Here is a 23,880-nt window from a genome sequence, read left to right on the forward strand (position 1 = left end):
GATAATGTCACGTCTTTACAAAAATTTGAACCTCGCATCCCCGAGGTTCAAGGCCGTGCGGCGACCCGGATGACGGGCCGCCGCGCGTTGCGTGCCCATACCGCCGGATCTAGCCTGCACAACCATGAAAAAACTATTGAATCCAAAAAATGAAATTGAGCAGGTCCTGCTCACTTTCAAGAGCACGTTCTACACGGTGGGCGCGTTCAGCGCCATCACCAACATGCTGATGCTGGCGCCTTCGCTGTACATGCTGCAGATTTACGATCGCGTGCTGCAAAGCCGCAACGAAATCACCCTGCTGATGCTGACCCTCATGATACTGGGCGCCTACCTGCTGCTGTCGGCACTGGAACTGATACGCAGCTTCGTGCTGGTGCGGGTGGGGGCCAGGTTCGACATGGCGCTCAACCGGCGCGTCTATACCGCCACCTTCGAACAAAACCTCAAGCAGGGCGGCGGCAATGCCGGCCAGGCCCTGATGGACTTGACCAACCTGCGTCAATTCCTTACCGGTAACGCGCTGTTTGCCTTTTTCGATGCGCCCTGGTTCCCGGTCTATCTGATCGTCATCTTCATTTTCGAGCCGTCGCTGGGCCTCTTCGCCCTGTGCGGCACCATCGTGCTGGTGGTGCTGGCCGTGGTGAATGAAAAAGTCACCAAGACTCCGCTGGCCGAAGCCAATACCATGGCCATCACGGCCAGCAACCAGGCCAGCAGCAACCTGCGCAATGCCCAGGTGATCGAGGCCATGGGCATGCTGCCCAACCTGATGGGACGCTGGTACAAGCTGCATGGCCTGTTCCTGCACCTGCAGGGCGAGGCCAGCGAAAAGGCCGGCCTGATCGGCGCCGTCACCAAGTTCGTGCAGACCTCGCTGCAGTCGCTGGTGCTGGGCTTTGGCGCGCTGCTGGTGCTGGATAACAAGATCACCCCCGGCATGATGATCGCCGCCTCCATCCTGGTGGGCCGCGCCCTGGCGCCGGTGCAGCAGGTGATCGGCGTGTGGAAAAGCTGGGCCTCGACGCGCAGCTCCTACGAGCGCCTGACCGCCCTGCTGGAACATAATCCCGAGCGCCCCTCGGGCATGCCGCTGCCGGTACCGACCGGCAAGCTGTCGGTGGAAGGCGTGGTGGCCGCGCCGCCTGGCGCCAAGGCCGCGCTGCTGAAAAATCTGAGCTTCGCCATCCAGCCCGGCGACGTGCTGGGCATCATCGGCCCCAGCGGCTCGGGTAAATCGACCCTGGCGCGCCTGCTGGTGGGGATCTGGCCGGCCCAGGGCGGCAAGGTGCGCCTGGACGGCGCCGACATTTTCCAGTGGAACAAAGCCGAGCTGGGCCCCCACCTGGGCTACCTGCCGCAGGATATCGAACTGTTCGCCGGCACCATCAGTGAAAACATCGCCCGCTTCGGCGAGCTGGACGCTGACAAGGTGGTGCAGGCCGCCAAGCGCGCCGGCGTGCATGAAATGATATTGCACATGCCGGAAGGCTATGACACCAAGCTGGGCGAGGGCGGCGCCGGCCTGTCCGGCGGCCAGCGCCAGCGGCTCGGCCTGGCGCGCGCCATGTATGGCGACCCGGCCCTGCTGGTCCTCGATGAACCCAATTCCAACCTGGATGACGTCGGTGAGCAGGCCTTGCTGGCCGCCGTGGCCGATCTGCGCAGCCAGGGCAAGACCATCGTGCTGATCACGCACCGCACCAGCGCCATCGGCATCACCAGCAAGCTGTTGCTGCTGCGCGAAGGCGTGGCCGAAATGTTCGGCCCGACCGACCAGGTACTGGCTGCGCTGCAGCAGAATGCACAGAAAAATGCCTTGGCCCAGCAGCAGGCGGCCCAGGCGCGCGCCGCGCAGCCTGGCCAGGCGCCGTCCGCCCCGGCCGCCGGTGCGGCCCAGTAAGAGGAGTACGTATGAAACTGATAGATACCAAGGCGCTTGCCACCGACGTCACCACGCACGACGTGACGCCCATGACGGTCAACACCGACGCCAGCGCGTATAGCCGGCTGGGCTGGCTGATCGTCATCGTGGGCGTGATCGGCTTCCTGGTGTGGGCTTGCTTCGCCCCGCTGGACAAGGGCGTGCCCATGCAGGGCAACGTGGCCAAGGAAGGCAACCGCAAGGCCATCCAGCACGTGTCCGGCGGCACCGTGGAGGCCATCCTGGTCAAGGATGGCGACCTGGTCAAGAAAGGCCAGGTGCTGGTGCGCATGAACGGCATCAACGCCACCGCCCAGTCGCAGGTCACCACGGTGCAGCTGATCGCCTCGCTGGCGGCCCAGGGACGGCTGCTGGCCGAGCGTGACGGCAAGCCCACCGCCGTCCACATGCCCGAACTGGACCGCTTCAAGAACGATCCGCGCGTGGCCGAGAACCTGGCCCTGCAGCAGCAATTGCTGACCTCGCGCCAGACCAGCCTGCAAAGCGAGCTGGCCGCCGCCGAGGAGTCGGTCGCCGGCCTGAAGATGCAGCTGGACGGCTTGCTGGCGTCGCGCCAGGCCAGGAAGGAGCAGCTGGACATGCTGAAGGAGCAGGTCGGCAATCTGCGCGACCTGGAGCGCGACGGCTATGTAGCGCGCAGCAAGCTGCTGGAAGTGGAGCGCGCCTATTCCCAGACCAATGCCTCGATTTTCGAGGATACCGGCAATATCGGCCGCATCCAGCGCCAGATCGCCGAACTCAATCTGAAGCGCGCCCAGCGCCAGCAGGAGTACCAGAAGGAAGTGCGCAGCCAGCTGGCCGACGCCCAGAAGGAAGGCGAGGCCCTGGCCAGCCGCCTGGTGGCCGAGGAATACGCGGTCAGCAACATCGAGGTCAAGTCGCCGGTGGATGGCGTGGTGCAGGGCATGGCCGTGTTCACCCAGGGCGGCGTGGTGCAGCCAGGGTTCCGCATGATGGACGTGGTGCCCATCAACGACGGCATGGTGGTGGAAGGGCGCCTGCCGATCAACCTGGTGGACAAGGTGCACCCGGGCCTGCCGGCCGAGCTGATCTTCTCCGCCTTTAACAGCAACACCACGCCCCACATCAAGGGCGAGGTGACCACGGTGTCGCCGGACCGCCTGATCGACGATAAAACCGGACAGCCGTATTACAGCGTGCAGGCCAAGGTGCTGCCGGAAGGCGTCAAGCTGATGCAGGCCAAGCATATGGATGTGCGTCCCGGCATGCCGGTGGAACTGTTCGTCAAGACGGGCGAGCGCACCATGATGAGCTACCTGCTCAAGCCGGTGTTCGACCGCGCCAAGACCTCGATGGCGGAGGACTGATGGCCATGCGCAACCTGACCACGACGCTGCGCGCGGCCGCGGCGGCTGCCCTGCTGGCGTGCGGCGCGGCCGGCGCCATGGACCTGAACCAGGTCTATGAGGCAGCCCTGAAAAATGACGCGGCTTACCGCGCGGCGTTCTACGCCAACGAGGGCGGCAAGGAAAACCGCATCCTGGGCCGTTCCAACCTGCTGCCCCAGCTGTCGGGCAGCTATTCGGGCGGCAAATCGCACAGCGACATCACCACCGGCAGCGCCGCTGCCCGCCATGAGGACTACAATACCAAGTCGGCCGTGCTGCAGCTGCGCCAACCCCTGTTCAGCCTGGAAGCGCTGGCGCGCTACAAGCAGGGCGGGCTACAGGCCGACCAGAGCGAGGCCGCCTTCCTCAGCGAGACGCAGCAGGTGGCGATCCGCGCCGTGGGCGCCTATGTGGAAGTGCTGTTCAAGCAGGACCAGCTGGCCCTGGCGCGGATCGAGCGCGATACCTACCTGGAGCGCATGAAGGTCAATGACCGCATGTTCGACAAGGGCGAAGGCACCCGCACCGACATGCTGGAAACGCGGGCCCGGCTGGACGTGGCCGAGGCCGCGCTGGTGGAGGCCGAGGACAACCTGGCCGCCACCCGCACCACGCTCGAGAGCGTGGTGGGCGGCGAGGTCGGAGAACTCAAGCCGCTGTCGCCCAGCTTCCTGCCGACCGCGGCCGAGACGCTGAGCTTCGACGCCTGGCGCAATGTGATGATGGAAAAGAATCCCGACCTCAAGGCGCGCGCCCTGAACGTGGCGCTGAGCCAGCAGGAGGTCAACAAGGCGCGTGCCGGCCACACGCCGCGGGTGGATTTCGTGGCCAGCTACAGCAAGAGCAAATCCGACTCCATCAACACCATCGACCAGGACTACACCACCCGGTCGATCGGCTTCCAGATCAATATTCCGCTGTACTCCGGCGGCGCGGTCAGCGCCTCCACGCGCCAGGCCGTGGCCAACACGGAAAAGGCCAGGGCCGAGCTGCAGTCCGAAACCGACAAGGCGCTGCTGGAACTGCGCCGCGATTACGACTCGGTGGTCAGCAGCGCCAAGCGCATCCAGGCCATGGCCAAGGCGGCCGAGTCGGGCGAGCTGCTGGTCAAGGCCACCGAGCAAAGCATCAAGGGCGGGGTCCGCATCAACCTCGACCTGCTCGATGCCCAGCGCCAGCTGAGCCAGACCCGGCGCGACCTGGCGCAGGCCCGCTATACCTATGTGATGTCCTATCTCAAGCTGCGGGCGGCGGCGGGCGTCCTGTCGGGCGGCGACGTGCGCGAGCTGGCCGCCAATTTCCGCTAGGAGCTGCCGTGGAACCGGACAAGGAGCTGGAAGTCACCGTGAGCGGGGTCACCTACAAGGTGGCGGAATTGAGCGCCGAGGCGCAGGCCCAGGTCCATAACCTGCAGTTCGTGGAGGGCGAGATCGCGCGCCTCAACGCCAAGCTGGCGGTGTACACCACCGCCAGGATCGCCTACGAGCATGCGCTGCGGGAAGCCCTGCCGCGCTCCCTTCAATAGCAAAACGGCCGCTCTTGCAGCGGCCGTTTTTTTGTGGCAGCGGGCTGCGGGCGGCCTCAGGCCTGTGCAGAATGCCGGCCGTGGCAGTGCGGGCACGACACACCGTACACATACTGCGGCGACAGCTGCTGGCGCGGGGTGACCACGGCGCGGCAGGCGAAGCACTGCACGGTCTCGGTCGGCTCCAGCTTGGGGTTGAGGGCGGTACGGTAGTCGAACACGAAGCAGTCGCCCGTGTAGTGGGCGCCGCCCACTTCCTCGAAGTATTTCAGGATGCCGCCTTCCAGCTGGTAGACGTTGTCGTAGCCGATGTTCTGCATGTGGATGGCGGCCTTCTCGCAGCGGATGCCGCCGGTGCAGAAGGTGACCACGGTCTTGCCGTCGAAGTCGGCCTTGTGCTCCGCGATCACCTGCGGGAATTCGGTGAACTTGCTGATGCGGTAGTCGACCGTGTTGTCGAAGGTGCCCACGTCCACCTCGAAGTCGTTGCGGGTGTCCACCATCACCACCGGCTTGCCCTGGTCGTCGTGGCCCTGGTCCAGCCAGCGCTTCAAGGTATGGGCGTCCACGGCCGGGGCGCGGCCGTCTTCCGGCTTGATCAGCGGCATGCGCATGGTGATGATTTCCTTCTTGATCTTCACCAGCATGCGCTTGTGCGACTGCTCGGCCGACAGGCTTTCCTTCACTTCCAGGTCGGCGAAACGGGCGTCGCTGCGCACCCAGGCCAGGAACTGGTCGATGCTGGCGCGCGGTCCGGACAGGAACATATTGATGCCCTCGGGTGTGAGCAGCACCGTGCCCTTCAGGCCCAGCTCGTTGCAGATGGCCTGGTACCGCGGACGCATTTCCTCGGTGTTGTCGAAGGTGATGAACTTGTAGGCGGCGATATTGACATGGGGCGCCGCAGCGGCGGCCGGCGCGGCCGCGCTGGAAATCTGAGCTTGCATGGTACGGGGATGTAAAAGCGGAACAGCCGGACATTATACGCCCGGGCGCCGCGCACAGGCCATGTTTGCCCACATAACAGGCATCGCGACACGGTGACAGGCTGGTGAAGCGCGCCCGCGCCGCACGATTGAAAAAGCGCCGCTGGCGTCAACTCCGTACAATGGAGCTGTACAGGCGAACAGATCGGTTCGCCTGAGGTCCGGTGGACGGGGCATGACGTCGGCGGACGCCGGGGATTGTGCCATTCTTCAGGTGCTTCCCATGCACGATCATGACGCAGAGATGGCGGCCCTGCGCCGCGACATCACACACACATTGCAGCGCCTCGAACAAGAGGTACAGGCGTGGCTCACGGGTTCGCCGGCGGCCTGGGACCGGCGCTCCCACCCCTTCATCCGGCAATACCTGGTCGATATGCGCGAGTGCTGGTTGAGCATGGAAGAGGGCATACGGGTCTCGCCCACCGTGATCGTGGTGGCGGCCGAGCGTCTCGGCGCCCGGGTGGGGGACACCGCCATCCTGGCGCTGATCGCCGTGCTGCGCCAGCTGCTGCAGGACTACCTGCGGCTGCGCGAAGAGGATGGCTGAGTAGCCGGTCCGGCCGCCATCGCCGCCATCGCGGCCATCGCCGCATTGCCGCATTGCCGCAGCGGCCGCCATCGCGCAACAGCCAGCAACAGCCGCAACAGCCGCAACAGCCTCAGCGCTTGCCGCGCTTCAGCAGCCAGTATCCGACCCCGACCACCGCAGCACCGATGGCCGCCTTGCGCACCACGCCGCGCGCGTCATGGCGCCAGGCCGCGCGCAGGCCCAGTTCCTCGACCAGGTTGGGCAGGTGGCCATGGCGCAGGTCGTCGCCCACGCCTTCCACCGCGTCGACCCGGTCGGCCAGCATCAGCAGCAGCCAGTGGCGCAGGTCGTTTTCGGTCTGGCGGAAGGCGTAGCGCCGCAGCTGGCCGCTCAGGCCGCGCGGCGGCGCGCTGGTGCCGTACAGCGGCGTGATGCCGGGACGCTCGGTCGAGACCAGGATTTCGGTGTGGCTGTGCTGCTGGGCCGGCGGCTCCAGCGGGCCGTCCAGGCGGGCCGGCATGCGCTCCATGGGCACGGCCGGTCGATTGGCGCGGTCCAGGTCGCTGCCCCAGCCGGGGATGTCGGGGCGCCGGGCGGAAGGCTGGGCGCCAGGAAGGGTGTTTTCAGCCATGCTGGCCTCCCGGTATCAATACGGTCTTGATGCAGTTGTCCAGCTTGCTGGAAAAAATCTGGTAGGCGTCCGCCACGTCGGCCAGCGGCACCCGGTGCGTGATGATCTGCTTGGGATCGATGTGGCCGGCGCGGATGTGCTCGATCAGGCGCGGCAAATGGCGCTTGACGCTGGCCTGGTTCATGCGCAGGGTCAACCCCTTGTTGACGGCGTTGCCGATCGGTACCGCGTTGAAGGTGGGGCCGTACACGCCGACGATGGAGACATTGCCGCCCTTGCGCACCGAGTTGATGGCCCAGTGCAGTACGGTGGCCGAGCCGGCCTGCAGCATGGTGGTGCGCCCGGTCAGGGTCTGCAGCGCGTTGCCGGCCGCCTCGCAGCCGACCGCGTCTATGCAGACATCGGCGCCCAGCCAGTCCGTCATTTTCTTGATGTGCAGGGCCATGTCGTCCACCTCGCGGAAGTTGATCACTTCGCACTGGGCGTAGCGGCGCACGAAGTCCAGCCGGTACTCGACGTGGTCGACCACGATCACGCGCCCGGCGCCCATCAGCCAGGCCGACTTGGCGGCGAAGATGCCGACCGGGCCGGCGCCGAACACCACCACCGTGTCGCCCTCGGCGATGTCGCCCATCTCGGCGGCCTGGTAGCCGGTGGGCAGGGCGTCGGTCAGCAGTACGGCGTCGTCTTCATCGATATCGGGCGGGATCACCATGGGCCCGACGTCGGCCATGGGCACGCGCACGTACTCGGCCTGGCCGCCGTCGTAGCCGCCGGTGGTGTGCGAATAACCATAGATGCCGCCCACGGCCGAGGCTTCCGGGTTGACGTTGTGGCAATTGCTGTACAGCTCGCGTTCGCAGAAATAGCAGCTGCCGCAAAAGATATTGAAGGGCACCAGCACGCGGTCGCCGACCTTCAGCTTGCGCACGGCCGGGCCGACGTCGACCACCTCGCCGACGAATTCGTGGCCAAAGGTGGAGCCGACCCGGGTGTCGGGCACCAGGCCATGGTAGAGGTGCAGGTCGGAGCCGCAGATGCAGGAGCGGGTGACGCGCACGATGGCGTCGCCCGGATGTTCGATCTCCGGATCGGGCTTGTGGGCGGCGCGGATACGGTAGGGACCGCGATAATTCATGGCCAGCATGGTCGCTCCTCGGTGAACAAAAGGCCATGATGCACGCCGCCCGGCCGCGGTCTTGTAGGTGCGGGTTGGCATGCCGTGTAGGACGATAGCGCTGCGGGTTTGCGGCGTGTCAGAACTGCTATCGCGTGCCAGCCTAGTATGACTTTCGGTCTTGCCGCTGCAGCGGCCGCGCAGTGCGCCGTGACCACACGCGCTGCTTCAGCATCGTCCATGGAGGCGTGTATGATGTCCCGAGAGGATGGCAAAGCCATACGCTCATTGGAGAGACAGATCGAGAAACACGAGCGCAAGCTGGCAGACTTCAAAAGCAATCCCACCGTCAGGTCTGGAATGGAACATCTGCCGCAAGACGTGATCGACGCCCAGCGTGCGGCCCGAATCCGGCACCTGGAGGCCGAAATCCGTACTCTGCGGGGCAACATCGAAAAAATCCGCAACCGTCCGTAGGCAGGGAGGAACCATGCGCGCTTGCGACTTGAATATAGTCGGCTTGAATGAAGGCCTGGATGCCGCCAACTGGACAGCGATGCCGACCGTTGCCTTGCTGCTGTTGTCCCGGCATCCTGAGCGTTTGGCACTGGCGCGCGTGGTGAGCGGCGCGCTGGCGGCCGGAACCATACTGTTCGCCGCATATGGCCCGTTGGCGGGCATTATCGAGGAAGAGATCGATGCTTTGCTGGAAGACGAAGGCCGGTTCGACGTCGTTACCACTTCCCACTACGGAGAAACGGTGGAAGACGTCGCCAATTTCGTACTCCACGCCGCCTGCCCCAAGGAAGAGCGCTTTCGCTGCCTGGTCATCCTCGACCAGCCGACCCCGGAGAGCGAGCAACTGCTGAGAGAGCTGGAAAGATAGGCCGCCGCGCCGCAGGTTAAAATAGGCGGTTATTGAATCAGCAGCGGGCGGCACATGAACATGGTAGCAAACGAACAAGAAAACGCGGCGGTGGCGGCTCCGGTGGGGCCCGGCTTCGTGCACCTGCGGGTGCACTCGGAATACTCCATCGTGGACGGCCTGGTGCGCATCGACGACCTGGTCGGCGCCGCCGCCAAGGACAAGCAGGGCGCCCTGGCGGTGACCGACCTGGCCAATATGTTCGGCATGGTCAAGTTCTACAAGGCCGCGCGCGGCAAGGGCATCAAGCCGGTGGTCGGGGTGGACTGCTGGATCACCAATGACGACAACCGCGACAAGCCCTCGCGCCTGATGCTGTACGCGAAAAACCGCATGGGCTATCTGCAGCTGTGCGAACTGCTGTCGCTGGCCTGGCTGACCAACACCTACAAGGGCCGCGCCGAAATCCGCACCGAATGGCTGGGCGAGCTGCCCAACAAGACCTACGCCCTGCTGCCGGACCAGGACCCGTCCAACGGCCTGATCGCCCTGTCCGGCGCCCACTTCGGCGACGTCGGCATGGCCATCGAGAACGGCAATCCGGCCCTGGCCGAGCAGCACGCGCGCAAGTGGGCGTCCATTTTCCCCGGCCATTTCTATATCGAGATCCAGCGCGCCGGCCAGCCCAACCAGGAAATGCAGGTGCGCCACTCGGTGGCGCTGGCCGCCAAGCTGGGCCTGCCGGTGGTGGCCACCCATCCGGTGCAGTTCATGCGCGACGCCGAGTTCATCGCGCACGAGGCCCGCATCTGTATCGCCGAGGGCGAGATGCTGGCCAACGCCAAGCGTGTGCGCCGCTTCAACGAGCAGATGCGCTTCAAGACCCAGGCCGAGATGCAGGCGCTGTTCCACGACCTGCCGGCCGCGCTGGCCAACTCGGTGGAAATCGCCAAGCGCTGCAACCTGACCCTCACGCTGGGCAAGCCGCAGCTGCCCAACTTCCCCACGCCCGGCATGACCATCGATGAATACCTGGTGGCGGAAACCAAGAAGGGCCTGGAGGAGCGGCTGCTGCAGCTGTTCCCCGATCCCGCCCGTCGCGAACAGGAACGCCCGCGCTACGAGGCGCGCCTGGAGTTCGAGAACAACACCATCATCAAGATGAAGTTCCCGGGCTATTTCCTGATCGTGGCGGAGTTCATCCAGTGGGGCAAGAACAATGGCGTGCCCATCGGCCCGGGACGGGGTTCGGGCGCCGGTTCGCTGGTGGCCTATGCGCTCAAGATCACCGACCTCGATCCGCTCAAGTACAACCTGCTGTTCGAGCGCTTCCTGAACCCCGAGCGGGTCTCCATGCCCGACTTCGACATCGACTTCTGCCAGGAAAAGCGCGAACTGGTGATCCAGCACGTGAAGGACCTGTACGGGCGCGACGCCGTGTCGCAGATCGCCACCTTCGGCACCATGGCGGCCAAGGGCGCCATCCGCGACGTCGGCCGGGTGATGGACTTCGGCTACAACTTCTGCGACGGCGTGTCCAAGCTGATCCCGTTCAAGCCGGGCAAGCCGGTCTCGATTGCCGAGGCCATCGAGGAAGAGCCCATGCTCAAGGAGCGCCAGCAGAACGAGGAGGAAGTGGCGCAGCTGCTGGACCTGGCGCAGCAGGTGGAAGGCATCACCCGCAACATCGGCATGCACGCCGGCGGCGTGCTGATCGCGCCCGGCAAGCTGACCGACTTCTGCCCGCTGTACACCCAGTCCGGCGACACCGGCGTGGTGTCGCAGTACGACAAGGACGACGTGGAGGCGGTCGGCCTGGTGAAGTTCGACTTCCTGGGCCTGACCACCCTGACCATCCTGGACCGCGCGGTACGCTACATCAAGGACCTCGATCCCAGGGACGCCGATTTCGACCTGGCCAAGCTGCCCCTGAACGACCGCGCCTCCTATGAGCTGCTGACCAAGGCCAAGACCGTGGCCGTGTTCCAGCTGGAGTCGCGCGGCATGCAGGGCATGCTCAAGGATGCGCGTCCCGACCGCTTCGAGGACATCATCGCGCTGGTGGCGCTGTACCGCCCGGGCCCGATGGACCTGATTCCCGACTTCTGCAAGCGCAAGCACGGCGAGAAGTTCGACTATCCCGATCCGCGCACCGAGTCCATCCTGTCCGAAACCTACGGCATCATGGTGTACCAGGAGCAGGTGATGCAGATGGCGCAGATCGTCGGCGGCTACTCGCTGGGCGGCGCCGACATGCTGCGCCGCGCCATGGGCAAGAAGAAGGCCGAGGAAATGGCCGAGCACCGCGCCATCTTCCGCGCCGGCGCCGCCAAGGACGGCCTGTCGACCGAAAAGGCCGACGAGATCTTCGACTTGATGGAAAAGTTCGCCGGCTACGGCTTCAACAAGTCGCACGCGGCCGCCTACGCGCTGCTGTCCTACCACACCGCCTACCTGAAGGCGCACCACCCTGCCGCGTTCATGGCAGCCAACATGTCGCTGGCCATGGAGGACACCGAAAAGGTCAAGATCCTGGTCGAGGATGCGATCGATGTGTGCGGCCTGGCCATCCTGCCGCCGGACATCAACAAGTCGCAATTCCGCTTCGTGCCGGACGGCCCGCCGCCCTCGGTCACGGGCAAGAAGGTCACCCAGATCCGCTACGGCCTGGGCGCCGTCAAGGGCGCCGGCCAGAACGCCATCGAAGCCATCATCGCGGCGCGCGAGGCCGGCGGCCCGTTCACCAGCCTGTTCGACTTCTGCAAGCGGGTGGACAAGAAGCAGATCAACCGCCGCACCATCGAATCGCTGATACGATCCGGCGCCTTCGACTGCCTGGGCGTGGACCGCGCCATCCTGCTGGCCTCGGTGGGCTTCGCCATGGAGTGCGCCGACCAGGAAGCCCGGTCCGCCAACCAGGTCAGCCTGTTCGGCGGCGACGATGCCGACCTGGTGGCCCCGCCCGAGTACGTGAAGGCGGCGCCCTTCACCGAGCGCCAGAAGCTGTCCGAGGAAAAGACCGCGCTGGGCTTCTACCTGTCCGGCCACATGTTCGACTCCTACGCGCCGGAGGCGCGCCGCTTCGCCCGCACCAAGCTGTCCGAGCTGGAGCCCTCGCGCGAGCCGCGCATGCTGTGCGGCGTCATCACCGGCATCCGCCCGCAGATGACCCAGCGCGGCAAGATCTACATCATCAGCCTGGACGACAAGAGCGCGGTGGTGGAGGTGACCGTGTTCAGCGAGCTGTTCGAAGAGAACAAGAAGATGTTCAAGGATGATGAATTCCTGGCCGTGGTGGGCAAGGTGTCCGAGGACCGCTTCTCGGGCGGGCTGCGGATTTCAGCCGAGAAGGTGTACGACATCATCGCGGCCCGCATCCAGTTCGGCCGCCAGCTGTCCATGACCCTGCCTGCCACGGTGGACAGCCGCAAGATGGCCGAGCTGCTCGCGCCCTACCGCGACCAGTACGGCATGCCGGTGTCGCTGCGGGTGGCGCCGCAGGGCGTGGGTTGCGTGCTGCAGCTGGGAGATTCATGGAGTGTGGCGCCGTCCGACGACTTGCGCCTGGCGCTACAGCAGCAGCTGGGCGCCACCGAGGTGGCGATTGAGTATTGAGCCGCCCTTGAAAGTCCTGTTTTTCTCGCAGGACGGCAAGCTGGGCGACGCCGTGGTCAACACCGCCTTCGTGGCGGCGCTGCGGCGGGCCGCGCCGGACTGCGAAATCCACGCCACCGTGGCCGGCGCCACCGCCGCCTTCTGGGGCGCCGACCCCCGCATAGGGAAACTATGGAGCTTGTGGCGTCCCGGCTGGGGCGACACCGTGCGCGCCGGCCTGGCCATGCGGCGCGAGCGTTACGACTACATCGTCACCTGGCAGCGCCTGCGCAAGGAAAAGAACAAGCTGCTGCTGTGGCTGGCCAACCCCGGCAAGGTGATCGACCTGCGCGCCTATAACGCCGGACCCTTGCAGCACAAGGTGACGGCCTGCGCTGCCGTGCTGCGCGAGATGGGGCTGCCGTGCGAGGACGAACCGGCCTACGAGATCGGCATGCCGGCCTGCTGCGCAGAGATCGACGCCCAGCTGCCGCCGGGCCGGGAAGTGGTGCTATTGAACCTGTTCGCGGCCGACCCGGAGCGCAACGTGCCGCAGGCCCAGGCGGTGGCGCTGGTACGCGGGCTGCGTGCGCAGGCGGCCGAGGCACGGCTATGCCTGGTCTGCACCAAGGCCACCGAAGCGCAGGCGCGCGCCGTGGCCGATGCCAGCGCTGCCGGCGCGGAAGTCGTCAACTGCGACGGCAACCTGCCACGCCTGCTGCGGCTGTGCCAGCGCGCCGACCTGACCATCAGCCCGGATACGGCCCTGGTGCACATATCATCCGCCTATGGGCGGGCCGTGATCGGCATCTACCAGAACAATGGCGTCAAGGCGGTGCAATGGGGGCCGCGCACGGCGCTGGCGGCGCGCGTGCTGTCCACCAGTGCGGACAGCATTGCCGGCTTTGCCGTGGACGAGGTGCTGGACCAGGCGGCGGCGCTGCGCGCCGCCTATGCCCGGCCTAGTGCAGTTCTTTCAGCGAGGTGATGGCGTAGCCCTTGTCGCTGATCTGGGCCAGGGGCTGGTCGATATGGTAGCCGGGCAGCTGGTCGTGGCTTTCGTCCACCTCGACCTGCTGGGCTTCCGGCTCCCAATCGGTATTGGTGGCTTCTTCGGGAATTCGCTTGCCTTCAGGCACTGCGAGATAGGAAAACTGGCCTTCGTGTTCCGCTCGGCGGTAAATATCGACGCGCATGGCTACCCTCCTGTGGACGAAAAGTTCATGGTAGCGCAATTCGGCGCAGCCCGCCGCCCGAATAAAACCGGGGCCAGAGCCAACATCCGTACACGAGCTCATGTACGAATGTCGGCCCTGACCCGAGCTTATTCCTCGTCCTGGGGATCGCGGGGAGGGGCGGCGGGAATCGTGTATTTTTCCTCGGCCCAAGCGCCCAGGTCGATTTTCTTGCAGCGCTCTGAACAGAACGGGCGGTATTTATTTTCCGGCTTCCACTCCACTTTTTTGGAGCAGGTCGGGCAGTCAACTACAGTAGCCATGGCAAACCATTAGAAATTACAAAGCGTAAGCTCGAATGGTACATCTTCTTCCAGATGCTTGGGTTTCAAATCACCGCCCTGGGTGGTGAAGCGGACCCATAGCATGTATTTGTTGGCCGAAATCTCGGGAATGGCGCCCATGGTTTCATCCAGGGTCAGGCGCAGCATCTGGTAGACCTTGCCCTGAAGCATCTGCTGGTAGCTGCCGGACGAGGCGATCATCTTGACCGGGGCGCCGGAGTCGCGCAGCAGGCGCAGCACCAGGCCCAGGGCGTCGAACAGGGGCGCCAGCGGGGCGAACCAGTTGGCGATGTCGGCAAAGCGCTGCTCGGCGCTGCGCTGCTGCCAGGCGTAGTAGGAGGGCAGGTCGAATTCGCAGGCGCCGCCGGGGATGATGGTGCGGCCGCGTATGCTCATCAGCCATTCATTGTCGCGCACGTTCTGGCCGGTCTTGCCTTGCGCCGCCACCAGGGCGCTGCTGACGGCGTCCAGCTCGGACAGCACGGCGTCCAGCATCTCGGCCTGCACGTTGGGGTTCATGCGGTAGCCCAGCAGCGACTGGCGCTGGCGCTCCAGCTCCTGCAGCAGGTCCGATTTCAGGTCGGCGCGGCCAGCCACTTCCAGCATGTCGAAAATGGTGGACAGGGCGACATGGTGCTGCATCGGATGTTCTTGATGCACGAAAAACTTGAATTTCTCGTACAAATCCTCCAACCGCAGCAAGGTGCGTATGCGCTCGTTGAAAGGATATTCGTAGACAATCAAAATAACATCCTCTAAGGTGGACCCGCAAATAATTCGTGATTTTGAAGCAAGCCAAGCAAAATTACAAACGCTGCGACGGTATTGTGCCCCTTCCCCGCGAAAATGCCAGATATATATCGTGCAAGCGGTCGATTTGTGGGGGGAGGGCGTCCAACCCGGCCTCGTTCACGACCACGTCGTCGGCCGCCGCCAGGCGCTGGGCGCGGGTGGCCTGGCTGGCCATGATGGCGCGCACCTGGGTTTCCGGCAGCTGGCTGCGGGCCAGCACGCGCTTCAGCTGCAGCTCTTCGGGGCAGTCCACCACCAGGATGCGGTCCACCCGCTCGCGCCAGTTGCCTGCTTCGACCAGCAGCGGCACGTCGTAGATCACGTAGCTGCCGCCGGCCGCCATGCCCTCCGCCGCGGCCGCCGCCCGTATGGCCGGATGCAATATGCCTTCCAGCCGCGCCTTGGCCTGCGGGTCGGCAAACACCAGGGCGCGCATGCGGGCCCGGTCCAGCGCACCGTCGGCTGCCACGAATTCCTGGCCGAACTCGCTGGCGATGGCCGCCATGGCCGGGCCGTGCGGCGCCGTCATGGCGTGGGCGATGCGGTCGGTGTCGACGATGGTGGCGCCGCGCGCCGCGAACAGGGCCGAGACCGTGCTCTTGCCGCTGCCTATGCCGCCCGTCAGGCCGATGGAAAACGGCGCGCTCATGGCAGGATGGGATACAGCACGCCGGTGAAGGCCGCGATCGGTTCGCGGTACAGGAAGCAGGCCAGGCCGGCGGCCGCCAGGTAGGGCCCGAACGGAATCCTGTATTCCAGCCCGCCGCGGTTGACCAGCATCAGCACGATGCCGGCCACGGCGCCCACCAGCGAGGACATCAGCACGATGGCCGGCAGCATGGTCCAGCCCATCCAGGCGCCCAGCGCGGCCAGCAGCTTGAAGTCGCCGTTGCCCATGCCGTCCCGGCGCCGCACCAGCTTGTACAGGGCGTTGACCGACCACAGCGACAGGTAGCCTGCCACGGCGCCGATCACGGCCTGGCGCAGGCCGACGAAGGTGCCGTCCAGGTTCATGATCAGCCCCAGCCACAGCAGCGGGTAGGTAAGGTCGTCCGGCAGCAGCTGGGTGTCGGCGTCGATGAAGGTCATGGCCACCAGCAAATACAGGAACACCAGCCCGGACAGCCCGGCCCAGCCCGATCCCAGCCGCCACACCACCAGGAAGGACAGCGCCGCCGTCAGCAGCTCCACGGCCGGATAGCGCGCCGAGATGCGGGCCCGGCACTGGCTGCACTTGCCGCGCAGGACCAGCCAGCTGACGACGGGGATGTTTTCCAGCGCCGTGATCTGGTGCCCGCAGCAGGGGCAGGCCGAGCGCGGTACGACCAGGTCGTAGCGCTCCGTGTGCGGCTCCGGCTTGCCGCTTTCGCTGGCGACGTAGTTGTCGAACTCGCGCTGCATCATGATGGGCAGGCGGTGGATGACCACGTTCAGGAAGCTGCCGATCAGCAGCCCGAACAGGGCGGCCAGCAGGCTGATGGCCAGGTCGGCGGGGGCGGCGTGCAGCAGGGAGTCTGGCGGCATGGAGGAGGGCCCGGCGCGGGGCGTCAGTCTGTCACGCGGCCATCTTAAAGCATTTTCCGCCCCCCTCCAAAGGGGAATAGGCGCGAAGTTGAGCTTGTGGCAAGGTGGGGGCATGATTGCCCCCCGCTTCAAGAAATGGAAACAGGTTTGGCCCTTGTTGCTGGCGTTGGCCGCCGCGCCGGCCAGCCGGGCGCTGGACAGCGGTGTGCCGCTGCAGGATTATCACCACGATATCTGGACCGCCAAGGATGGCGCCCCCGGCGAAATCACCACCATGGCCCAGACCCGCGACGGCTGGCTGTGGCTGGGCACGGCTTCCGGCCTGTACCGCTTCGACGGCGTGCGTTTCGAGAAATACACCGGCAGCCCGGGCGTGCCGGTGATGGGCGACGCCATTTCCAACGTCTGGGCCGGGCCGGACGGGGCGCTGTGGATAGGCTACCTGGGCGGCGGCATGTCGGTGCTGCGCGATGGCACACTGCGCCATATCGCCACCGCCGCCACCCAGCCCGCCATCGGCGCCACCTTCATGATGGATGCCGACCTGGATGGCGCCATGTGGGTGGCCACCACCACTGGCCTGCGGCGTTACGCCCGGGGCCGCTGGCAGGCCGTGGGCGCCGAGGCCGGCTTCCCCGGTGGCCATGCCGACCACGTGGCGCGCGACCACTATGGCCAGCTGTGGGCCAGCAACAGCAGCCAGCTGTACCGGCTGGACCGGGCCAGCGGACGCTTCGTCGCCAGCGGCCCGCCTGGGCCGACCAGCAACATCGCCGAGGCCGGCGACGGCCGGGTATGGGTCGGCGCCATGGGCCGCTGGCGCCAGGCCGAGGGACCTTACCAGGACCGGCTGCGGCCGCCGCCGGTCCCTTACCGCCGTCCCACCGGCGGCACCGACGGCATCTTCGACCGCGACGGCAACCTGTGGGGCCTGGGCTGCCCTGCCGGGCTGTGCCGCCTGACGCCGGCGGAATTGCGCGGGGTGCAGGTCTTCGAGCTGGGCAAGCTGGCGCGCGACAAGCTGGACCAGGCCTGGCAGCTCAGCAGCCTGACCACCAACGTGGCGCTGGAGGATGCCGAGGGCAATGTCTGGGTGGCCACCCAGGCCGGGCTGGAGCGATTCCGGCACAACCGCCTGCGCGCGGCCCGGCTGCCGGCCGGCGAGCGCTATTTCCATATCGCGAAGGATACCGAACGGCGGCTGTGGGTGTCGACCGAACCCGGCGGCCTGGTGTTCCAGCTGGACCGCGATGGCCTTCCCGGCCCGGCGGCAGGCGGACGCGGCGGCAACCTGCGCCTGTCGCAGGCAACGGACGGCAGCTGGCTGGCGGCGGACGGCTTTCGGGTGGAGCGCCGTGGCGGCGGCGCGCGCAGTGTGTCGGTGGCGCTGCCGCCCGCGCCGCTGGGCGGGCAGGCGCCGCAGCACGTGGTCGCCCTGTGCGGCGACGCCGGCAATATCTGGATCGCGCTGGCCTTCCGCGGCGTGTACCGCTACGCGGACGGCAGCTGGCGCGCCGACACTGAACTGGGCTTGCCCCGGGGCGGGCGCTACCTGGCCATGGCGGCCGACGGCGCCCTGTGGCTGGGCCTGCGCGACGGCCGCGTGCTGCGCTACCACCAGGGCGTGGCGCGCGACGTCACGCCGCGCGGCGCCGACGCGGTGGGCGCCATCACCCTGCTGGACACCGAACACGGCGTGGTCCTGGGCGGCGACCGCGGCCTGGCGGTGCTGCGCCAGGGCCGCTTCCGGCGCCTGGCGGCGGATGGCGACGATGCGCTGGCCTCCATCAGCGGCCAGGTGGTGACGGCCAACGGCGACCGCTGGCTCAATGGCGCGCACGGCGTGCTGCACGTGGCGGCCGCCGACTGGGCAGCCGTCCAGGACGGAGCGCAGGACGGCAAGGCGGCGCCGCTGCGCCACGAGCGTTTCGATGCGCTGGACGGCTACACCGGCGCCGCCATGACCACGGTGGCCCGCAACAGCGCGGCCGAGGCCCACGGCCGGCTGTGGTTCGTGACCACGGCCGGCATCGTGTCGCTGGACCCGGCGCGCCTGGTGCGCAACACGCTCCCGCCGCCGGTGCTGATACGCGGATTGGAGACGGCCGGCCAGCCCTATCTGCCGGCCGCCCCCAGCCTGACCCTGCCGCCCGGCGGCGGCAACCTGCGCATCGACTACACGGCGCTCAGCTACGTGATGCCGGAGCGGGTGCGCTTCCGCTACCGGCTGGACGGCGTGGACCAGGACTGGCAGGAGGCCGGCACCCGGCGCGCCGCCTACTACACCCAGCTGCGGCCGGGCAGGTACCGCTTTCACGTCAGCGCCATCAACGAGGATGGCGTGTCCAGCGCCGGCGCCGCCAGCATGGACGTGGTGCTGCAGCCGACCTTCGTGCAGACGCCGCTGTTCCTGCTGCTGTGCGTGATGGCCGGCGGCGGCCTGCTGTACGCGCTGTACCGGCTGCGCATGGAGCAGGTGACGCGCCGCTACGGCGAGCGCCTGCAGGTACGCCTGGCCGAACGCGAGCGCATCGCCCGCACCCTGCATGACACCCTGCTGCAAAGCATGCAGGGCCTGATACTGCGCTTCCAGAGCGTGAGCCGGCGCCTGCCGGTCGATGGCGAGGCGCGCGCCACCATGGAAACCATCCTGGACCAGGCCGACGGCGTCATGGTGGAGGGCCGCAAGCAGATCATGGCATTGCGCGCCAGCGCCTACGGCGACAACCTGAGCCAGGCCCTGGCCGAGGTGGGCCAGGCGCTGCAGGAGACCTTCCACACCCCCTTCCACATGGCGGTGGACGGCGACCTGTCGCCGCTGGACAGCGCCCAGGGCGAGGAGCTGTACCACATCGGCCGCGAAGCCCTGTTCAACGCCTTCCAGCACGCGGGAGCGGACAGCGTGGAGCTGGAGCTGGTGTATGGCTGCGACCATTTCGTGCTGTACGTGCGCGACGACGGCCGCGGCATGAGCGGCGAGCTGCGCCAGGTAGGCCGGCCCGGCCACTGGGGCCTGAAAGGCATGCGCGAGCGGGCGGCGGCAATCGGCGCCAGCCTGGACCTGCGGAGCCAGCCGGGGCGGGGCACGGAAGTGGTGCTCAAGCTGCCGGCCGAACTGGCCTACCGCCCGCGCCGCCGCCCCGGCTGGCGCCGCCGCCTGGCCGCCTGGCTGGGCCGCGCCGAGGCGGCCGGCTGAGCCGGGTTTTGGCTACACCACCGAGCCGAGCTTGAAGATGGGCAGGTACATGGCGATCACCAGGCCGCCGATCAGTACGCCCAGGATCACCATGATCATCGGTTCCATCAGACTGGACAGCGAGGACACGGCCTCGTCCACTTCCTGTTCGTAGAAGTCGGCCACCTTGCCCAGCATGGCGTCCAGGGCGCCCGATTCCTCGCCGATGGCCGCCATCTGCGTCACCATGTTGGGAAAGACTTCGGCGTTCTGCATGGCCACCGTCAGGCTGGTGCCGGTGCTGACCTCGGTCTGGATGCGGCGCGTGGCGTCCTGGTAGACGGCGTTGCCAGACGCCCCGCCCACCGAGTCCAGCGATTCCACCAGCGGCACCCCGGCCGCGAACATGGTGGACAGCGTCCTGGTCCAGCGCGCGATGGTGGCCTTGCGCACCACCTCGCCCAGCACCGGCAGGCGCAGCACGATCACGTCCATGGCGCGCTGCAGCGGCGGGTAGCACCGCCACGCGCGCAGGAACAGCGCCACGCCGGCCGCCAGGGCGCCCACGATGATACAGCCATATTCGACCACGAATTCCGACACTGCCATCACCGCCAGCGTGGGCGCCGGCAGGCTGGCGCCAAAGCTCTTGAACACTTCCTTGAAGGCGGGCACCACCCAGATCATGATCACGGCCGTCACTACGAAGGCCACCGCCAGGATGGCTACCGGATAGGCCAGGGCCGAGCGTATCCTGGCTTTCATGGCCTGCGTCTTTTCCTGGTACACGGCCAGCCTGGCCAGTATCTCCTCGAGGATGCCGGCCTGTTCTCCGGCCGCCACCAGGTGGCAGAACAGGGGATCGAAGTACAGCGGGAACTTGCGGAAGGCCTGGTTCAGGCTGGTGCCCGTTTCTATGTCGCTACGCAAGTCCATCACCAGGCGGGACATGGAGGGGGAGTCGTGGCCCTTGCCGATGATGTCGAAGGCCTGCAGCAGTGGCACCCCGGCCTTCATCATGGTGGCCAGCTGGCGCGTGAACAGGGTGATGTGCTTGTCGCTGATGCGCTTGCCGCTGCGGTAGGCTGTCCTGCGCACCCGGGTGACCACGATGCCCTGCCGCCGCAGGGTGACGTTGACCACCGCCACGCCGCCGGCACGCAGCTCGCCGCGCACCGTCTTGCCGCTCTTGTCCCTGCCTTCCCAGGCGAAGATGGATTCCCTGACCTGGTTGCCGGCGTTGTTGGCCATGTCGCGTCCTGTTCGTTGGTACAGCCCAGCACTTCCTCCGGGCTGGTCAGCCCGGCCATGACTTTCACCAGCCCGGCCTGGCGCAGGGTCTGGACGCCTGCGCGCGCGGCCTGGGCCTGCTGCTTGCAGGCGCACGGCCGCCGCGCCAGGCGCTGGGCCGTGATCAGCAGCATCGATGTAGCGATGTTAAACGGCGCCACGCCCACGTTCATGAGCCGCGTCAAGGCCGAGGGCGCGTCGTTGGTGTGCAGGGGGTAACACCATGTACCCGGTATGGGCCGCCTTGACGGCGATGTCGGCCGTTTCCAGGTCGCGGATCTCGCCCACCATGACGATGTCCGTATCCTGGCGCAGGAGGACTGCCGCCGTGGGAAGAGCCTATCTGCCGCCGGGGCGTATCAGCTTGACGATCTTGATGGACTGGTTCTGCACCTGCACCACCTCGATCACCACGGAGCCGACCTTGATGCTGATGGGGTATTCCGGTATCTCTTGCAGTAACTCCAGCATCATGCCGTTCAGGGTTTTCGGACCGTCCAGCGGGAAATGTAATCCCAGACGCTTGTTGATGTCCCGCAAGGGCGTGGCGCCCTCCAGCAGGCAGTCGCCCTGGGCGCTCCAGCCAAAGCTGTCGGCCCGCGCCGCGCCCGGGGTGGAGGTAGTGAACTCGCCTATCATTTCCTCGATGATGTCGTCCAGGGTGACCAGGCCCTGCACCTCGCCGTACTCGTCGACGATGATGCCCAGGCGTTCGCGGTTTTCCTGGAAATATTGCAACTGGGTGAACACACCCGTGTCCTGCGGGATGAAATACGGCTCGCTCAGCAGTTCGCGGAAATGGCTGGCGCTCAGCTCCTGTTCCTGGTCCAGCAGGGCCAGGGTCTTGCGCACGTGCAGGATGCCGATGATGCGGTTGATCTCGCCTTCATACACGGGCAGCTTGTTGTGGTAGCAGGTGGTCAGCTCGCGCTTGATTTCCTCGACCGGCAATTCCAGGTTGAGGGCCTCGATCTGGGCGCGCGGCGTCATGATGTCCTCGACCGAGATGGTTTCCAGGTCGAACAAGTTGAGCAGGATGCTCTTGTGCTTTTGCGGGATGAAAGTGCCGCCTTCCAGCACCAGGGTGCGCAGCTCCTCGGGCGAGAGGCGGGCCGTTTCGTGGGCGTGGCTGCCGGCCTTGATGCGCAGCAGTCTGAGCAGCAGCGAGACAAACAGGTTGACGAACCAGATCAGGGGCTTGGCCACGGTCATGAGCGGACGCAGCAGCAGGCTGCTGCCCAGCGCGATCTTGTCCGGATAGGTGGCGCCCACCACCTTGGGCGAAATCTCGGCAAACACGATCAGCAGGAAGGCCACCACGGCGGTGGACACGCTGATCACATCGTCGTCATGGCCGAAGGCCTGGATGGCCAGCGAAGTGACCAGGGCGGTGGCGGTGGCGTTGAGCAGGGTATTGGCGATCAGCACCAGGGACAGCAGCTTGTCGGTGCGGTCCAGCAGCCACAGCGTGGTGAGGGCGGCGCGGCTGCCGCGCTTGGCCTGGTGGCGCAAACGATAGCGGTTGGCCGCCATCAAGGCGGTTTCGGCCATGGCGAAGAAGGCCGAGCACAGTATCAGGAGGGCGAGTGCAAGACATTGCACCCATAAGGGCACGGTATCCAAGGGTCACCGTAAAGAATCTTGCATGGGAGCTGTTCGGCCAGGCACGGCGTCGCAGAGTGAAAGGTAGCCTGATTCTAAGGCAAGCGAAGTTTCCATGCAAGTAAGCATGCAGCTGAGCCTTGGGGCGGGATATCATGGTTGCCCACCGTCTGAGAGGGGAATTGATGCGTAAAAACATAGTTTTGGCGGCCGCCCTGATGTGCTGCTGCACGGCGCAGGCCGCGCCGCGCCAGTCCGTGCTGGACCAGGCCACGCAGCTGCGCGCCGGCACCGAACAGCTGCTGGAGCGCCTGGTCAACATCGATTCCGGCAGCTACAACCAAGCCGGCCTGGACGCGGTGGGCGCCATCGTGCGCGCGGAGCTGGAAGCGCTGGGGGCCCGCATCGAGACCCATTCCGCCGCACCGGCCAAGGGCAGCAACCTGCTGGCCACCTGGCGCGGCGCCGGCAAGGGCCGGGTGCTGCTGGTGGCCCACACGGATACCGTATTCGCCGACGGCAGCGCCAAGACTCGTCCCTACCGGGTGCAGGGCAGGCGCGCCTACGGGCCCGGCATCATGGACGACAAGGGCGGGGTGGTGCTGGCCCTGCAGGCCGTGCGCCTGCTGCGCCAGCTCAAGTACGAGGATTATGGCCAGATCAGCCTGCTCATCAACACCAACGAGGAAACCGGTTCGGCCGGCACGCGCGGCCTGATCGAGCGCCTGGCGCAGCAGCACGATGTCGCGTTCAATCTCGAACCGGGGCGCGCCGCCGACGGTCTGGTGATCTGGCGCAAGGGCAGCGGCGAGATCGAGCTGGAAGTGCAGGGCAAGGCCGCGCACGCCGGCGTGGCCCCGGACAGTGGCCGCAACGCCGCCATGGAAGCCGCGCACCAGGTCCTGCAGCTGTCCAGGCTGGGCGACCCGGCCAAACAGACCACGGTCAACTTCACCGTCATCAAGGCCGGTGAACGTACCAACGTCATCCCGGACTCTGCCATGGCCCAGGCCGACGTGCGGGTGGCGGTGCCGGAAGAATTCGACCGCGTCGAGCGCGACCTGAAACGCATCAGCGCCCAGCAGCTTATCCCCGGCACGCAAGTGTCTGCACAGCTGCGGCGCGGCTTCCCGCCCATGCCGCAAAACGCCGCCACCGACGCCATGGCGGCCCGCGCGCAAGCCATCTACGGCGAACTGGGCCGCAAGCTGACGCTGGAAGGCACGGGCGGCGCGGCCGACGCCAGCCTGATCGCGGCGGCGGGCGTGCCCACCCTGGACGGCCTGGGCATCGTGGGCGGCGGCATCCACACGCCGGAGGAGTACGCCGAGCTGGACAGCATCGTGCCGCGCCTCTACCTGCTGGCGCGCCTGATGATGGAGTATGGCGCCGCAAAATAATGGCGGGAAGCTGTAAGAAATCCGGCCGCGGCCC

21 protein-coding genes and 1 pseudogene are annotated in these 23,880 nt (G+C 66.5%); 11 read left to right on the top strand and 11 right to left on the bottom strand.

The features are described 5' to 3' along the window. Nucleotides 1–124: 124 nt before the first annotated feature. From ACLB1G_RS12395 to ACLB1G_RS12410, 4 genes are read left to right on the top strand one after another with little or no spacing between them, the layout of a single operon-like run. Nucleotides 125–1,903 carry a type I secretion system permease/ATPase gene (locus ACLB1G_RS12395; protein ID WP_491627513.1) on the top strand — a complete coding sequence of 593 codons (1,779 nt, stop codon included), beginning with the start codon at nucleotides 125–127 and terminating at the stop codon, nucleotides 1,901–1,903. 11 nt (nucleotides 1,904–1,914) lie between these two features. Next, nucleotides 1,915–3,273 carry an HlyD family type I secretion periplasmic adaptor subunit gene (locus ACLB1G_RS12400; protein WP_491627514.1) on the top strand — a complete coding sequence of 453 codons (1,359 nt, stop codon included), beginning with the start codon at nucleotides 1,915–1,917 and terminating at the stop codon, nucleotides 3,271–3,273. Beyond that, complete coding sequence (locus tag ACLB1G_RS12405) at nucleotides 3,273–4,601, top strand: TolC family outer membrane protein (RefSeq protein WP_491627515.1); 1,329 nt, start codon at nucleotides 3,273–3,275, stop codon at nucleotides 4,599–4,601. Before ACLB1G_RS12400 ends, ACLB1G_RS12405 begins: the two co-directional genes overlap by 1 nt. An 8-nt stretch (nucleotides 4,602–4,609) precedes the next feature. Further along, nucleotides 4,610–4,819, top strand: a complete 210-nt coding sequence (locus ACLB1G_RS12410) for a DUF6447 family protein (protein WP_491627516.1) — start codon at nucleotides 4,610–4,612, stop codon at nucleotides 4,817–4,819. A gap of 56 nt (nucleotides 4,820–4,875) precedes the next feature. Here the strand turns inward: ACLB1G_RS12410 and ACLB1G_RS12415 are convergent, their stop codons facing one another. Beyond that, on the bottom strand, nucleotides 4,876–5,766 hold the full coding sequence (locus ACLB1G_RS12415) for a sulfurtransferase (RefSeq protein WP_491627517.1): 891 nt from the start codon (nucleotides 5,764–5,766) through the stop codon (nucleotides 4,876–4,878). A 262-nt stretch (nucleotides 5,767–6,028) separates the two neighbouring features. Between ACLB1G_RS12415 and ACLB1G_RS12420 the strand changes: the two genes are divergently transcribed. Then, nucleotides 6,029–6,355, top strand: coding sequence for a hypothetical protein (locus tag ACLB1G_RS12420; RefSeq protein ID WP_491627518.1), 327 nt, complete (start codon nucleotides 6,029–6,031; stop codon nucleotides 6,353–6,355). A 112-nt stretch (nucleotides 6,356–6,467) separates the two neighbouring features. On the opposite strand, the gene ACLB1G_RS12425 is transcribed toward ACLB1G_RS12420, so the two are convergent. Both ACLB1G_RS12425 and ACLB1G_RS12430 read right to left on the bottom strand, forming a co-directional pair. Then, nucleotides 6,468–6,968, bottom strand: a complete 501-nt coding sequence (locus ACLB1G_RS12425; protein WP_491627519.1) for a hypothetical protein — start codon at nucleotides 6,966–6,968, stop codon at nucleotides 6,468–6,470. Continuing rightward, nucleotides 6,961–8,115, bottom strand: coding sequence for a zinc-dependent alcohol dehydrogenase (locus tag ACLB1G_RS12430; RefSeq protein WP_491627520.1), 1,155 nt, complete (start codon nucleotides 8,113–8,115; stop codon nucleotides 6,961–6,963). Before ACLB1G_RS12430 ends, ACLB1G_RS12425 begins: the two co-directional genes overlap by 8 nt. Before the next feature lie 222 nt (nucleotides 8,116–8,337). On the opposite strand from ACLB1G_RS12430, the gene ACLB1G_RS12435 reads away from it, so the two are divergent. From ACLB1G_RS12435 to ACLB1G_RS12450, 4 genes are read left to right on the top strand one after another with little or no spacing between them, the layout of a single operon-like run. Beyond that, the gene (locus ACLB1G_RS12435; protein WP_491627521.1) at nucleotides 8,338–8,562 is read left to right on the top strand and encodes a hypothetical protein; all 225 of its coding nucleotides are present in this window, start codon (nucleotides 8,338–8,340) and stop codon (nucleotides 8,560–8,562) included. Between the two features lie 43 nt (nucleotides 8,563–8,605). Beyond that, a complete protein-coding gene (locus ACLB1G_RS12440) occupies nucleotides 8,606–8,971 on the top strand; it encodes a DUF7684 family protein (protein ID WP_491627522.1) in 366 nt (121 codons plus the stop codon). Nucleotides 8,972–9,025: 54 nt separating this feature from the next. Continuing rightward, nucleotides 9,026–12,565, top strand: coding sequence for a DNA polymerase III subunit alpha (dnaE, locus tag ACLB1G_RS12445; RefSeq protein ID WP_491627523.1), 3,540 nt, complete (start codon nucleotides 9,026–9,028; stop codon nucleotides 12,563–12,565). A gap of 7 nt (nucleotides 12,566–12,572) precedes the next feature. Continuing rightward, on the top strand, nucleotides 12,573–13,532 hold the full coding sequence (locus ACLB1G_RS12450; protein ID WP_491627524.1) for a glycosyltransferase family 9 protein: 960 nt from the start codon (nucleotides 12,573–12,575) through the stop codon (nucleotides 13,530–13,532). Here the strand turns inward: ACLB1G_RS12450 and ACLB1G_RS12455 are convergent. The 5 genes from ACLB1G_RS12455 to ACLB1G_RS12475 form a co-directional block, all read right to left on the bottom strand. Continuing rightward, nucleotides 13,507–13,740, bottom strand: a complete 234-nt coding sequence (locus ACLB1G_RS12455) for a DUF6139 family protein (protein WP_491627525.1) — start codon at nucleotides 13,738–13,740, stop codon at nucleotides 13,507–13,509. The genes ACLB1G_RS12450 and ACLB1G_RS12455 overlap by 26 nt on opposite strands. Before the next feature lie 128 nt (nucleotides 13,741–13,868). Then, a complete protein-coding gene (locus ACLB1G_RS12460; RefSeq protein WP_491627526.1) occupies nucleotides 13,869–14,042 on the bottom strand; it encodes a DNA gyrase inhibitor YacG in 174 nt (57 codons plus the stop codon). 9 nt (nucleotides 14,043–14,051) lie between these two features. After that, nucleotides 14,052–14,807: a cell division protein ZapD gene (gene zapD, locus ACLB1G_RS12465; protein WP_491627527.1), complete on the bottom strand. Its 756-nt coding sequence runs from the start codon at nucleotides 14,805–14,807 to the stop codon at nucleotides 14,052–14,054. A 61-nt stretch (nucleotides 14,808–14,868) separates the two neighbouring features. After that, entirely contained in the window at nucleotides 14,869–15,504 is a 636-nt protein-coding gene (gene coaE, locus ACLB1G_RS12470) for a dephospho-CoA kinase (RefSeq protein ID WP_491627528.1), read from the bottom strand. Beyond that, nucleotides 15,501–16,379, bottom strand: coding sequence for a prepilin peptidase (locus ACLB1G_RS12475; RefSeq protein ID WP_491627529.1), 879 nt, complete (start codon nucleotides 16,377–16,379; stop codon nucleotides 15,501–15,503). Before ACLB1G_RS12475 ends, coaE begins: the two co-directional genes overlap by 4 nt. A gap of 112 nt (nucleotides 16,380–16,491) precedes the next feature. Here ACLB1G_RS12475 and ACLB1G_RS12480 point away from each other — a divergent pair, with 112 nt between their 5' ends. Then, nucleotides 16,492–19,575 carry a sensor histidine kinase gene (locus ACLB1G_RS12480; protein ID WP_491627530.1) on the top strand — a complete coding sequence of 1,028 codons (3,084 nt, stop codon included), beginning with the start codon at nucleotides 16,492–16,494 and terminating at the stop codon, nucleotides 19,573–19,575. Between the two features lie 12 nt (nucleotides 19,576–19,587). On the opposite strand, the gene ACLB1G_RS12485 is transcribed toward ACLB1G_RS12480, so the two are convergent. The 3 genes and pseudogenes from ACLB1G_RS12485 to ACLB1G_RS12495 all read right to left on the bottom strand — a co-directional run bounded on the left by ACLB1G_RS12485 (nucleotide 19,588) and on the right by ACLB1G_RS12495 (nucleotide 22,467). Continuing rightward, the gene (locus ACLB1G_RS12485; RefSeq protein WP_491627531.1) at nucleotides 19,588–20,805 is read right to left on the bottom strand and encodes a type II secretion system F family protein; all 1,218 of its coding nucleotides are present in this window, start codon (nucleotides 20,803–20,805) and stop codon (nucleotides 19,588–19,590) included. A 131-nt stretch (nucleotides 20,806–20,936) separates the two neighbouring features. Further along, a pseudogene (locus ACLB1G_RS12490) lies at nucleotides 20,937–21,135 on the bottom strand (ATPase, T2SS/T4P/T4SS family); the annotation flags it as partial. A 48-nt stretch (nucleotides 21,136–21,183) separates the two neighbouring features. After that, nucleotides 21,184–22,467, bottom strand: a complete 1,284-nt coding sequence (locus ACLB1G_RS12495; protein WP_491627532.1) for an HlyC/CorC family transporter — start codon at nucleotides 22,465–22,467, stop codon at nucleotides 21,184–21,186. 161 nt (nucleotides 22,468–22,628) lie between these two features. On the opposite strand from ACLB1G_RS12495, the gene ACLB1G_RS12500 reads away from it, so the two are divergent. Further along, nucleotides 22,629–23,846, top strand: a complete 1,218-nt coding sequence (locus tag ACLB1G_RS12500) for a glutamate carboxypeptidase (protein WP_491627533.1) — start codon at nucleotides 22,629–22,631, stop codon at nucleotides 23,844–23,846. Nucleotides 23,847–23,880: the final 34 nt, after the last annotated feature.

The organism is Duganella kummerowiae (assembly GCF_053572355.1).